At 60.3% G+C, this 12,211-nt stretch carries 10 protein-coding genes and 1 pseudogene; 3 read left to right on the top strand and 8 right to left on the bottom strand.

Annotation, left to right across the window (positions count from 1 at the left end):
• Window positions 1–396, bottom strand: a 396-nt coding sequence (locus tag GIW28_RS29685; RefSeq protein WP_236490470.1) for a GntR family transcriptional regulator, incomplete at its 3' end; no start/stop codon positions are given.
• 215 nt (window positions 397–611) lie between these two features.
• Between GIW28_RS29685 and GIW28_RS29680 the strand changes: the two genes are divergently transcribed.
• The gene (locus GIW28_RS29680; protein ID WP_017134777.1) at window positions 612–1,802 is read left to right on the top strand and encodes a benzoate/H(+) symporter BenE family transporter; all 1,191 of its coding nucleotides are present in this window, start codon (window positions 612–614) and stop codon (window positions 1,800–1,802) included.
• Between the two features lie 36 nt (window positions 1,803–1,838).
• On the opposite strand, the gene GIW28_RS29675 is transcribed toward GIW28_RS29680, so the two are convergent.
• Window positions 1,839–2,183 carry a YggL family protein gene (locus GIW28_RS29675; RefSeq protein ID WP_033900540.1) on the bottom strand — a complete coding sequence of 115 codons (345 nt, stop codon included), beginning with the start codon at window positions 2,181–2,183 and terminating at the stop codon, window positions 1,839–1,841.
• 236 nt (window positions 2,184–2,419) lie between these two features.
• Between GIW28_RS29675 and dacB the strand changes: the two genes are divergently transcribed.
• On the top strand, window positions 2,420–3,880 hold the full coding sequence (gene dacB / locus GIW28_RS29670; protein ID WP_236445779.1) for a D-alanyl-D-alanine carboxypeptidase/D-alanyl-D-alanine endopeptidase: 1,461 nt from the start codon (window positions 2,420–2,422) through the stop codon (window positions 3,878–3,880).
• A gap of 107 nt (window positions 3,881–3,987) precedes the next feature.
• Here dacB and GIW28_RS29665 read toward each other — a convergent pair whose 3' ends face one another.
• Together GIW28_RS29665 and rlmKL are read right to left on the bottom strand one after the other, a co-directional pair.
• The gene (locus GIW28_RS29665; RefSeq protein ID WP_099548808.1) at window positions 3,988–6,372 is read right to left on the bottom strand and encodes a sensor domain-containing diguanylate cyclase; all 2,385 of its coding nucleotides are present in this window, start codon (window positions 6,370–6,372) and stop codon (window positions 3,988–3,990) included.
• A 151-nt stretch (window positions 6,373–6,523) separates the two neighbouring features.
• The gene (gene rlmKL, locus GIW28_RS29660; RefSeq protein WP_017134773.1) at window positions 6,524–8,788 is read right to left on the bottom strand and encodes a bifunctional 23S rRNA (guanine(2069)-N(7))-methyltransferase RlmK/23S rRNA (guanine(2445)-N(2))-methyltransferase RlmL; all 2,265 of its coding nucleotides are present in this window, start codon (window positions 8,786–8,788) and stop codon (window positions 6,524–6,526) included.
• A gap of 532 nt (window positions 8,789–9,320) precedes the next feature.
• Between rlmKL and rmf the strand changes: the two genes are divergently transcribed.
• A complete protein-coding gene (gene rmf / locus GIW28_RS29655) occupies window positions 9,321–9,536 on the top strand; it encodes a ribosome modulation factor (RefSeq protein WP_002553055.1) in 216 nt (71 codons plus the stop codon).
• Between the two features lie 266 nt (window positions 9,537–9,802).
• On the opposite strand, the gene GIW28_RS29650 is transcribed toward rmf, so the two are convergent.
• From GIW28_RS29650 to GIW28_RS29635, 4 genes and pseudogenes are all read right to left on the bottom strand, one after another.
• On the bottom strand, window positions 9,803–10,822 hold the full coding sequence (locus GIW28_RS29650; RefSeq protein WP_017134772.1) for a quinone-dependent dihydroorotate dehydrogenase: 1,020 nt from the start codon (window positions 10,820–10,822) through the stop codon (window positions 9,803–9,805).
• An 85-nt stretch (window positions 10,823–10,907) separates the two neighbouring features.
• Window positions 10,908–11,363, bottom strand: a complete 456-nt coding sequence (locus GIW28_RS29645; protein WP_099548806.1) for a transglycosylase SLT domain-containing protein — start codon at window positions 11,361–11,363, stop codon at window positions 10,908–10,910.
• Window positions 11,356–11,757: a winged helix-turn-helix domain-containing protein gene (locus tag GIW28_RS29640; RefSeq protein WP_017134770.1), complete on the bottom strand. Its 402-nt coding sequence runs from the start codon at window positions 11,755–11,757 to the stop codon at window positions 11,356–11,358. Before GIW28_RS29640 ends, GIW28_RS29645 begins: the two co-directional genes overlap by 8 nt.
• Window positions 11,758–11,963: 206 nt before the next feature.
• A pseudogene (locus GIW28_RS29635) lies at window positions 11,964–12,211 on the bottom strand (type III secretion system outer membrane ring subunit SctC); the annotation flags it as partial.

Genomic DNA, 12,211 nt, shown 5'->3' with positions numbered 1-12,211 from the left:
GTCGCGCTCGTCGTTGACCATCTGGCGCAACTCGGCCAGTTGCTCAGCCGTGGCGTGTTGCACCGCCAATTCAGTGATCGCCCGCTCGACCAGACGCCGGGCCAGGAACACCTGGCGCGCTTCTTCTACACTTGGGCTCGCCACTACCGCACCGCGATTGGGCCGCAGCAGTACCACGCCTTCATGGGCCAGGCGCGAGAGCGCGCGGCGGATGATGGTGCGGCTGACGCCGAAGATTTCGCCCAGTGCTTCTTCACTCAATTTGGTACCGGGCGCCAGGCGTTGTTCGAGGATCGCCTCGAAGATATGCGCGTAGACGATATCGTCCTGGGTTCCGCTGCGACCAGCCTTGCCGGCTCGCGGTTGTTTCTTGAGAGGTTGCAACTGTTCGTTCATGGGCACTCGGGGTTTGGAGAACGGCGGCGAATTAACGGTAATACGTCAACAGCGTGTTGCTGGCAAGTATCACCTAAAAACAGGGCACATTGTACACAACCCAGTGCGCCAACACACTGTACGGCTATTTGCGGCGGCGGCTGTATTGCAATGAGTGGTTACGTTTGAGTTTAGGCTTGAATTCGCTTTTTCCCAGGTAAAAGGAACACCTCGCCATGACCGACGCCACTCAAGCGCCCTTGCGCCCATTGGCCGACACTTCTGCGTCGGCCGTCGTCGCCGGCTTCATTGCCATGATGACCGGCTACACCAGTTCCCTGGTGCTGATGTTCCAGGCCGGCCAGGCAGCCGGTTTGACCACGGCGCAGATTTCTTCGTGGATCTGGGCGATCTCTATCGGCATGGCGGTGTGCAGCATCGGCCTGTCGTTGCGCTATCGCACGCCGATCACCATTGCCTGGTCCACGCCCGGCGCCGCGCTGCTGATCACAAGCCTGGGTGGAGTAAGTTACGGCGAGGCCATCGGCGCCTATATCACCTGCGCGGTGCTGGTCACGCTCTGCGGGCTGACCGGCAGCTTTGAAAAACTGGTCAAGCGCATCCCCGCCTCATTGGCGGCCGCCTTGCTGGCGGGGATTCTGTTCAAGATCGGCAGCGAGATTTTTGTCGCCGCGCAACATCGCACTGGCCTGGTGCTGGGGATGTTTTTCACCTATCTGATCATCAAGCGCCTGTCGCCGCGTTATGCAGTACTGGCCGCGCTGGTAATCGGCACCCTGTTGTCAGGGCTGATGGGTTTGCTGGACTTCAGCGGTTTCCACCTGGAAGTGGCAACACCGGTGTGGACCACGCCGCACTTCTCGCTGGCGGCGACCATCAGCATCGGTATCCCGTTGTTTGTGGTGGCAATGACCTCACAAAACATGCCCGGCGTCGCCGTGTTGCGCGCTGACGGCTATACCGTACCCGCCTCGCCGTTGATCACCGCAACAGGGCTGGCCTCGCTGGTGCTGGCGCCCTTTGGCTCCCACGGCATCAACCTGGCGGCCATCAGTGCAGCCATCTGCACCGGGCCACATGCCCATGAAGACCGCAACAAGCGCTACACCGCGGCCGTCTGGTGCGGGGTGTTCTACGGGATCGCCGGGGTGTTCGGCGCCACCTTGGCGGCGTTATTCGCAGCGTTGCCCAAGGAACTGGTGCTGTCGATTGCGGCCCTGGCGTTGTTTGGCTCGATCATCAATGGTTTGAGTATCGCCATGAATGAGCCCAAGGAGCGGGAAGCGGCGCTGATCACCTTTATGGTCACCGCGTCTGGCTTGACGCTGTTTTCCATCGGCTCGGCGTTCTGGGGGATTGTGGCGGGGGTGTTGACGCTGTTGATTCTGAATTGGCGCAAGGCATAAAAAAACGGCGACCCGAGGGTCGCCGTTTTTTTAGTATCACTTAGCCGCGTTGATCGGCTTTTCCGGATACCACACGTCCAGCAGTGGGCTGACTTCAGCGCTTTTCAGCTCGCTGCGGCCTTTGAGCCAGCTTTCAACAGCTACGCGTTGCTCTTCGTTGACCGAGCCACGCTTCTGCAGGCAAACCAGACCGAAGTCATCGCCGCCGACATAGCCCAGACCGTTGGCTTCCATGGCTTCTTTGATGAATGCTTCGAGGAAAGCATCGGTAGCTTCTTCACTCAGGTCTTCTTTGAAGTCCAGGTTCAGTTCGAAACCCAGCTCTTGAAATTCATCAACGCACAGTTTTTTGCGCAGACGCTGGGAACGGTTAGTCGCCATTGGAACAATCCTCTTAAGTAATAACGGCCGGCACTTTAGCAGTTTAAGCCGACCTTTGCCCGACTCTATGGGACGGGCGGCCATTGGTCTGCAAAAAAACCCGAAATACCCGCTATCGTTCAGCTACAACTGGATCCACCTTGGGGCATAATGCCGACACTTTCGTGACCAATGAGGGATTTTCTTCCATACCCCTCACCTTTTTCACCCTTCTCAGCAGTAGGGTTTTATTCCTTATGATCAACTCTTTTCGTTCAGTACTCTTTGCCGGTTTTCTTCTACCTCTGGCTTTTTCCGTCACCGCCGCGCCGATCAACAACAGCCTGCCGCCAAATGTTCAGCAGGCACTGCAGAAAGCCAAAATACCCAATACTTCGCTGTCGTTGGTGATGCTGCCCCTCACCGGGCCCGGCACGCCGACCGTGTTCAACGCTGATGTTTCGGTTAACCCGGCCTCCACCATGAAGCTGGTCACCACCTACGCGGCCCTGGAAATGCTCGGCCCCAACCACCAGTGGAAGACCGAGTTCTACACCGACGGCACCCTCAGCGGTGGCGTGTTGCGCGGCAACCTCTACCTCAAGGGCGGCGGCGACCCCAAGCTGAACATGGAAAAACTCTGGCTGTTGATGCGTGACCTGCGCGCCAATGGCGTACAGCAAGTCACCGGCGACCTGGTGCTGGACCGCAGTTTCTTCAATCAGCCGCAATTGCCTGAATTCAATGACGACGGCAACGACGAGAACAAGCCGTTCCTGGTCAAGCCGGACGCCCTGCTGGTCAACCTCAAGGCCCTGCGCTTTGTCACCCGCAATGACTCGGGCCGGGTGATCGTGTCGGTCGAGCCGCCGATTGCGAGCATCCGCATCGACAACCAGGTCAAAGTCTCCAACGCCAAGCAATGCACTGGCGATGTGCGCTACAGCCCGGTGACCGCCGCCGATGGCAGCGTGACCGTGACGGTCAGCGGCCAGTTGGGCGATGGGTGCAGCTCGCAGACCTACCTGTCGCTGCTCGACCACGCCACCTACACCGCCGGCGCCGTGCGTGCGATCTGGCAGGAGTTGGGCGGCACCATCCAGGGCCGTGATATCCAGGCACCAGTGCCCAAGGACGCTAAAGTGCTGGCTCGTGCGTTCTCGCCGGACCTGGCGGAAATCATCCGTGACATCAACAAATACAGTAACAACACCATGGCCCAGCAGTTGTTCCTGAGCCTGGGCGCGCAGTTCCGCAACGACGCCGATGGCGACGACGCCAAGGCCGCGCAACGCGTGGTGCGTCAGTGGCTGGCGAAAAAAGGCATCACCGCGCCGCACCTGGTGATGGAGAACGGCTCCGGCCTGTCCCGCGCCGAACGCGTCAGCGCCCGCGAAATGGCGGCCATGCTGCAAGCGGCGTGGAAAGGCCCGTACTCGGCGGAATACATCAGTTCGCTGCCGATTGCCGGCACCGACGGCACCATGCGCAAACGCCTGAAAACCACGGCTCTGCGCGGTGAGGCTCACGTCAAGACCGGCACCTTGAACACCGTGCGCGCCATTGCCGGGTTCAGCCGCGACAACAATGGCAACACCTGGGTGGTGGTGGCGATACTCAACGATTCGAAGCCATGGGGGGCTTCTTCGGTGCTCGATCAGGTGCTGCTGGACCTGTATCGCCAGCCGAAGCTGACAGCCGCAGCGCCCATTTTGTAATTGATCGTTCCCATACTCCGCGTGGGAACGCAGCCTGGGACGCTCTGCGTCCCAAAGCGTGACGCAGAGCGTCACAAGAGGCATTCCCACGCAGAGCGTGGGAACGATCAGGCGCGCAAGCGCTCGGCCTCCACCCGGTCGCGGCCCGCCTGCTTGGCCACATACACCGCCGAGTCCGCGCGCAGCAGCAGCCCGTCAATCCCTTCATCGATCCGCCAACTGGCCACACCGAAACTGGCGGTCACCACGCCCACCACCTCCATCGGTTCGGTGCGCAGCGACTGCCACAACTCCATCGCCAGGCTATAAGCCTGCTCGGCATCGGTATGCGGGCACAGCACCACAAACTCTTCGCCGCCCAAACGACAAAACACATCCGTGCGGCGCAGGCGCCGGCCGATGCGTTTGCACACTTCCTGCAACACCCCATCGCCCACCGCATGCCCGTGCTGGTCATTGATGCGCTTGAAGTGATCAATATCGAGCATGATCAACGACAATGTGCCCTTGGTTCGGTTGAGCCGCAGCATCTCGGCCTTGAGGCGATCCTGAAAATAACGGCGGTTATGAATGCCCGTCAGCGAGTCGGTAATCGACAGCGCACGCAGCTCCTCTTCGACCCGCTTCAGATCGGAGATATCCGACACGTAGCCATGCCACAACGTGCCACCGCCGGTTAACTCCTCCGGCGTGGCTTCGCCGCGAATCCAGCGCAGGCCGCGTTGCGGCAACACCACCCGGTACTCTTCGCGCCAATGGCTCAACTGCAGCGCTGACAGACGAATCGACAGGCGCACACGCTCCACGTCTTGCGGATGAATGCGTTCGAACACCTTGTCCGCGTCTTGCTGCAGTACGCCCGTGTCGATTTCATAGATATCGCGCATACCATCGCTGGCATAGATGAAACGCCCCTTCCCCTTGGGTTCGAGGGTGAACTGAAAAATCCCGCCAGGCACGTGGGCACTGAGCTTTTTGAGTAGTCGGTCGCGCGCGGCCAACGCCTCGTAGGCGCGTTTTTGTTCGGTCACATCCATGTAGATCGCCAGGTGCCCGATCCACAGGCCGTAGTCGTCCAGCAATACGGTTGTGAGCATATTCACCGTCAGGTAGCGGCCATCCTCGCGCAATAATGTCCACTCGCGCGCCTCGTGCAGATTGTCCGGGCTTTCCACCAGCATCGCCTGGCTCGCCGGAATACGCTTGCCCAAGGCCACGCTCAAACTGGCCGCGCGCGCTTCGAGTTCCAGGGCCAGATGCAGGCTTTCCAAGGTCAGTCGCCCCACCACCGCCTCGGATTTGAACCCGAGCATTTTCTCGGCACCGGCATTGAAGGTGTTGATCACACCCCGCAGGTCAGTGGCAATGATCGCAACATGGGTGGCGGCGTTCAGCACACTGCGCAATTGCCCGTGGGCTGCGCGAAGCTCCTGCTCACGCAGGTGCAACTGCTGCGTGCGTTGTTCCACCAGCTTGAGCGCGCGCTGGCGCTGGCTGACCAACACATACAGCAACGCACTGAGCAGCAGACTGAGGAGCACGCCCATGGCCAGTATGGTGTGCATCGACGAGTGATTGGCCTGGTCGAACACCTGGCTGGCGCGAACGCTCAAGGCATACACATGGTCGCCGAGGGTGAGACGACGCGTGGCAACAAGGCCGCTGTCGCCCACCGCGTTGCTGGACGCGTACAGCACGCGCTGCTGCGTGTCGGAAGTGTCGACGATCTGCATCACCAGGTTGTCGCGGCTGGGCTTGGGCAAACCATCGGCGACCAGTTGGCGCATGCTGATCACTGCCATCACATAACCATGGGGCTCGGTGTCGACGGGTTTGCTCACGGGCGCCACCAACAAGACGCCGGCGGCATAAGCCGGTTCTACGCCCACCAACTGCATGGGCTGGGACACCGCAGGCCGGCCGCTTTTCTGCACCCGCTCAAGCACCGAACGACGCAGTGGCTGGGCCAACAGATCGAACCCCAAGGGCGAACCCAGCAAGCTTTGGGTCTGGCTGTACAGCACCGGCACATACTCGTCGCGCTCGGGCGCCGGCGCCAGTTCACCCGAAGTGTTCAATTCTCTAATGGCGAAAGGTGTACCACGCTGACGCGAGATTTCCTGTTCAAAAGCGTTGCGCTGTTCGCGAAATATACGCGGCGCCCAGGCATAGGCGCGGGCGCGCAGAAGCAAAGGCTTGGCGAAACCATCGAACTCGGCGCGGGACACGTCACTGGAATTGACGAAGAAACGCTGCAGGCTGGCCAGGCGTTGCTCCTGGTCTTCGAACCGCTCCTGAAGGCGGGTGTAGCGCTCGTTGACCAATAACTGGAAACGCTGGCGCACTTGCTGTTTGTAGAGGTCGGCGGCCGCCCAGGCGACGATGACCGTCAGCGCTCCACCTGCCAATAACACCACCAATGCCACCAGCCAAGCCGACGCCTGCTCACTGATAAAGCCTAGTATTTTCGGGCGAACGGCTTGCATCGGCATAGGCAACACTCACAACGCCAGCGTGCGGGGGGTGTCACTTTGGCTAGGCGTTAAGTTATAACCATGAGGCCGGTGTTTGACCAGTGCAAAAAAGCCGCAAGCCCGGAATATTCCGGGCTTGCGGCTTTTTGGTGCAGCTTGAGTGTGGCGATCAGCGAGCGGTGATTTTCCAGGCCCGGTGAATCTTCGCGTTACGTGCGAAGTCCGGGTCCAGGGTTTTGTCGCTGATTTCCTCGACCGCGTAGCGCTCGCTGAGGTTGTCCTCCAGCACGAACTTGCGGAAGTTGTTCGAGAAGTACAGCACGCCGCCAGGCGCCAGGCGCGCCATGGCCAGGTCGAGCAACTGCACGTGGTCACGCTGTACGTCGAAGATGCCTTCCATGCGCTTGGAGTTGGAGAAGGTCGGCGGGTCGATGAAGATCAGGTCGAACTCATCACGGCTCGCCTCCAGCCAGGCCATCACATCACCTTGCTCCAGGCGGTTCTTGTCAGAGAAACCGTTAAGGGAGAAGTTGCGACGCGCCCAGTCCAGGTAAGTCTTGGACAAGTCGACGCTGGTGGTGCTGCGCGCGCCGCCCTTGGCTGCGTGCACACTCGCGGTGGCGGTGTAGCAATACAGGTTGAGGAAACGCTTGCCGGCCGCTTCCTTCTGGATGCGCATGCGCATCGGGCGATGGTCGAGGAACAGGCCGGTATCCAGATAGTCGGTGAGGTTGACCAGCAGCTTCACGCCGCCTTCGCTGACTTCGGTGAACTTGCCTTGGGCGCTTTGACGTTCGTACTGCTTGGTGCCGCTCTGACGTTCGCGACGCTTGACCACCACGCGGCTTTTGTCGACGTTCAGCGCCTGGGGAATCGCGGCCAGCGCATCGAACATACGCGCAGAGGCTTTTTCCGGGTCGATGGATTTAGGCGCGGCATATTCCTGCACATGCACCCAATCGTGGTACAGGTCGATGGCCATGGAGTATTCCGGCATATCAGCGTCGTACACACGGTAGCAGTCCACACCTTCGCGCTTGGCCCATTTGCCCAACTGCTTGAGGTTCTTTTGCAGGCGGTTGGCGAACATCTGCCCGCCTTCGCTCAGGCGCGCCTGCTCAACCACCGGGGCTGGAGCCGGCTTGATCGGGTTGCCGTTCTTGTTGTACTGGCGCTCGACCGGCTCGGTCGGGGCTTGATCGTAAGCGGCTTGCTCACGCTCGGCCTGGCGCTGCTCCGGGGTGCGGCGCTCGCCAGTGACGAACTGGTCCGGGTTGACCTTGATCAGCAGCAACTTGCACGGCAACGCGCCGTTCCAGAACGAATACTGTTTGTGGCTGCGGATGCCCATGCGCTTGCCCAGGTCCGGCGCGCCGGTGAACACCGCCGCTTCCCAGCCCATGCAGGCCTGGCGCAAGCGCTCGCCGAGGTTCTGGTAGAGGTACAACAGGCTGGCTTCGTCACCGAGACGCTCGCCGTAGGGCGGGTTGCAGATCACCAGGCCTTTCTGGTTCTGGTCCGGGCGCGGCTCGAACGTGCCGACTTCGCCCTGGTACACCTTGATCCAGTGGCTTAAGCCTGCGCGTTCGATGTTGTTACGGGCGGGCTGGATCAGACGCGGGTCAGCCTCATAGCCACGCACCCACAATGGCGGCTTGTTCATGCCAATGGCAGCACGCTCGGTGGCCTCGGTGTGCAGCTTCTTCCACAGCGCCGGTACGTGACCGAGCCAGGTGGTGAAGCCCCACAGCTCACGATTGAGGTTGGGCGCCATGTCGGCGGCGATCATTGCGCCTTCCACCAGGAAGGTGCCCACGCCACACATCGGGTCCGTCAGCGCGCCGCCTTCGGCCGCAATACGCGGCCAGCCGGCGCGAATCAGGATCGCGGCTGCGAGGTTTTCCTTCAACGGTGCGGCGCCCTGCTGCAGGCGATAACCGCGCTGGTGCAGGCTGTGACCGGACAGGTCCAGGGAAAGGATGGCTTCGCCACGGTCCAGGCGCAGGTGAATGCGCAGGTCCGGGTTGATCTTGTCGATGGACGGGCGTTCGCCGGTCGGGGTGCGCAGCTTGTCGACAATCGCATCCTTGACCTTCAGCGCGCCGAAGTGGGTGTTGTCGATGCCCGAGCCGTGGCCACTGAATTCAACGGCCAGGGTGCCGTCCGGGACCATGTGGTCGGCCCATTCGATATCCAGCACGCCGTGGTAGAGGTCCTCGGCGTCCTTCATCGGGAAGCGCTTGAGCACCAGCAGCACGCGGTTGGCGAGGCGCGACCAGAGACACAGGCGGTAGGCGGTTTCCATGTCGGCCATGCCGCGCACGGCCGAGGTGTGCTCGCGGGCTTCCTCAAGGCCAAGCCCGACGGCTTCCTCGATCAGCAGGCCTTCGAGGCCCTTGGGGCAGGTGAGGAAGAGTTCAAAACGGTCCGACATGGGGCATTCCAGGCTTTTCAGCAATAAATGAACGGGCGACGCATCGCCGGCTCGGTTTTCAATCAAGCACTTTTCTTGAAGAGTGCTCGCGTGGCACGAATGTGCCGTTCCACCCCGGCTACCGGGCGTTTGGGCCTGAATTGCCGGGGCAGATAAATAAATCATCGCAACAAAAAGAAATATTCCGACCCTTCGTCGAATAATAACCGACTGCAACAGGCGGGCATTCTCACTAAAGGATTAAACCCATCCTCTATGCAGGGCACATCATAGCTGGGTTTGCCTATTAAATGGGGCGAAAAGCCATCCCAGCTTATGGCTATAGCATCGTTATCGTTACGTGCTTATGACAAAACGATCATTGAATCCATGTGACCTATTGGTTAGAACTCAACACAGGTTGGCGCCGTAACGACGCCGACACATAGGCTCGCCACGCCGGCAGCGAGCCCACCAACGGCAGGAAAACCCTGCCCGGCCCCACGCGGGGCCGAAGGATATCTAGACAGTCAACAAGTGAGGGAAACACCCTATGAGAAGACTTAAGCGTGATCCGTTGGAAAGAGCATTTTTACGCGGATATCAATATGGCGTTCATGGTAAATCCCGTGAGCTTTGCCCATTTACTCTACCGTCGGTACGCCAAGCCTGGATCAACGGCTGGCGAGAAGGACGCGGCGACAACTGGGACGGTATGACTGGCACTGCGGGAATCCACAGACTCAACGAACTTCACGCCGTCGGCTGACACGGGGCACTTAATCCGACAACCACCTTGAAGATTTTGTAACGACTTAACCACGCACGTCCTATCCGGGCGGCGGGCTTCGGCCCAGGGGGCTCCTTTTGGAGCCCTTTTTAATGCTCGGAAATTGGCTGATCGTTCCCACGCTCTGCGTGGGAACGCCTCCCAGGACGCTCCGCGTCCAACCTGAGGTCTTGCGCAACGGCGACGCAGAGCGTCACAGGATGCATTCCCACGCAGAGCGTGGGAACGATCTATTGGCTGATCTATCAGCGCAAAGCCGCGATGGCATCCACCGACTCGCGAATCAACGCCGGGCCTTTGTAGATAAAGCCGGAATAGAGTTGCACCAGGCTGGCGCCGGCAGCGATCTTCTCGGCTGCGTGCTTGCCTTCGGTGATGCCGCCCACGGCGATGATCGGCAAGCGCCCCGCCAGTTCAGCGGCCAGTACCTTGACGATATGGGTGCTCTGGTCCCGCACCGGCGCGCCCGACAGGCCGCCCGCTTCGTCACCATGCGCCAGCCCTTCAACGCCGACGCGGCTTAAGGTGGTGTTGGTAGCGATCACCGCATCCATGCCCGAATCCACCAGGGCCTGGGCGACCAGCACGGTTTCTTCATCGCTCATGTCCGGGGCAATCTTGATGGCCAACGGCACGCGCTTGCCATGGCGCACGGCCAGGTCTTCCTGGCGCTGGCGCAAGGCTTCGAGCAATTGCTTGAGGGAATCACCAAACTGCAGGCTGCGCAGGCCCGGCGTGTTGGGCGAACTGACGTTGACCGTGACGTAGCTGGCGTGGGCGTAGACCTTGTCCAGGCAGGTCAGGTAATCATCCACGGCGCGCTCGACCGGCGTGTCGAAGTTCTTGCCGATATTGATGCCGAGAATGCCTTTGTACTTCGCGGCTTGAACCCGCGACAGCAAGTTATCAACGCCCAGGTTGTTGAAGCCCATGCGGTTGATGATTGCCTCGGCTTCGGGCAAACGGAAGATACGCGGCTTCGGGTTACCCGGTTGTGGTCGTGGCGTGACGGTTCCGATCTCGACAAAGCCGAAACCCAGTTGCGCAAAACCGTCGATGGCCGCGCCGTTCTTGTCCAGACCCGCAGCCAGCCCGACCGGGTTGGGAAAATCGAGCCCCATCACCGAAACCGGCATTTTTGCCGGTGCCTTGCATACCAGACCATTGAGCCCCAGGCGGCCACCGGCACCGATCAAGTCCAGGGACAGATCGTGGGAGGTTTCCGGGGAGAGTTTGAACAACAGCTGGCGGGCCAGGGTATACATGGGCGGGCTAGACTCGGATGGAGGCGAAAGGTGGCGCGATTATAGCCGGGGTGGCACGCCGGGTGCGAGGCGTGCCGTCCATTCGTCACTGGCGATGTGCAACCAACGCTTCATACTGCGCCCAGATTTTTTCTGCATAACGCAGGCGCAATGCCTCACGCTCGGGTGCCGGCCCGGCATTATAGGACCCCACGGCTGTCCAGTTGTAACCGAAGCGCTGGATGAAGTCGGCCAGGATCGAAGCCCCCACCTCGATCGATAAACACGGCTCAGTCAGCAACCTTTCCTCGGTAATCCCCTGCTTGGCCAGACGAGGCAAGTGCATGCTGTTGATCTGCATCAGGCCAATGTCTCGCGAACCATCGCTATTACCCGGGTTCATCGCGCCCGCGCGTGCGCCCGACTCCACCACAGCAATGGCTTTCAAAAGCTCCGGCTCAATGTCATACCGGCCGGCGACTTCCTCCCAACAACTGGCCCAGGCCGGGTAGCTGCCCATCAGCAGGCACAGCAGCAAGCCTTTGCGCAAACGCTTAATCATGGTTCACCTGGCCACAAGCCGAACAGATGCGAGGCACACACGCCTGCCCGGGCAGCCGTTGGGTGTGTTGCCGAACGGTGACGGCACAGGTAAAGCGATACCCCCTGCCATAGATCGTCTTGATAAAGCCTTTGTCTTCTCTCAAGTGCTTGCGCAATTCATAGATACAACGGGTGAGCGACTCTTCCGCAACCTCGCCACGGGACCAGGCCTGCTCGAGTAAACGGTCCTTGGTCATCAGCACACCACCGGATGCCAACAGCAACCGCAGCACCTGCCACTCCTTGGGTGGCAGCTGAATATCCACACCCTCACCCGTTAACCGGCCATCAACATGCAAGGTCCATCCGGCAAAAAACCACGAGGCTGCCAGTTCTTCATTCGCGAGGGTCATATTCACCTCTGTACCTGATCTACTGACATTGATTACCTTGTTTCCAGAAACGGTCGATACGCCAACCCCGCGACTATAGAAAGTCGGCCCCTGAACAACGCTAGGGAAAAGCCCATGTAATCGAGGCTTTGTGTGCGTATCGCGTAGGACTTTTCGCCATTACCGGCAACGAACACTCAGGAAAGCGTTGATAGGCGTTCAGAAAGTTATTGGATGTCAGAGGCTTCGCGGTTTTCGCGCACAAATGCGCGTTGCACACGCTCATATTGACTTTGCGTCAGCGGCGGCGGCCCGATAGCACCCGCCAGCATCCGCGGCTCTGCACCAACCGCCCGGGCCTGGATCACAAACAGCCGTACCTCGGCGCGCCGACCGGAACCCACGCCGCCCTCACGTTCAAACGCGCCCAGCCACAGTCGCTTGCCCTGAGGCACGCGCACCACCGTGTTGATTC

The organism is Pseudomonas sp. PA-5-4B (assembly GCF_021606215.1).
Lineage (GTDB): Bacteria > Pseudomonadota > Gammaproteobacteria > Pseudomonadales > Pseudomonadaceae > Aquipseudomonas > Aquipseudomonas edaphica.
Note: the sequence above shows the minus strand (reverse complement) of the source record. Positions and strands in the feature narration are given on the sequence as shown.

Coding starts and splice junctions, on each gene's coding strand:
- GIW28_RS29680 (WP_017134777.1), top strand. CDS start 612: ATGACCGACGCCACTCAAGCGCCCTTGCGCCCATTGGCCGACACTTCT.
- GIW28_RS29675 (WP_033900540.1), bottom strand. CDS start 2,183: ATGGCGACTAACCGTTCCCAGCGTCTGCGCAAAAAACTGTGCGTTGAT.
- dacB (WP_236445779.1), top strand. CDS start 2,420: ATGATCAACTCTTTTCGTTCAGTACTCTTTGCCGGTTTTCTTCTACCT.
- GIW28_RS29665 (WP_099548808.1), bottom strand. CDS start 6,372: ATGCCGATGCAAGCCGTTCGCCCGAAAATACTAGGCTTTATCAGTGAG.
- rlmKL (WP_017134773.1), bottom strand. CDS start 8,788: ATGTCGGACCGTTTTGAACTCTTCCTCACCTGCCCCAAGGGCCTCGAA.
- rmf (WP_002553055.1), top strand. CDS start 9,321: ATGAGAAGACTTAAGCGTGATCCGTTGGAAAGAGCATTTTTACGCGGA.
- GIW28_RS29650 (WP_017134772.1), bottom strand. CDS start 10,822: ATGTATACCCTGGCCCGCCAGCTGTTGTTCAAACTCTCCCCGGAAACC.
- GIW28_RS29645 (WP_099548806.1), bottom strand. CDS start 11,363: ATGATTAAGCGTTTGCGCAAAGGCTTGCTGCTGTGCCTGCTGATGGGC.
- GIW28_RS29640 (WP_017134770.1), bottom strand. CDS start 11,757: ATGACCCTCGCGAATGAAGAACTGGCAGCCTCGTGGTTTTTTGCCGGA.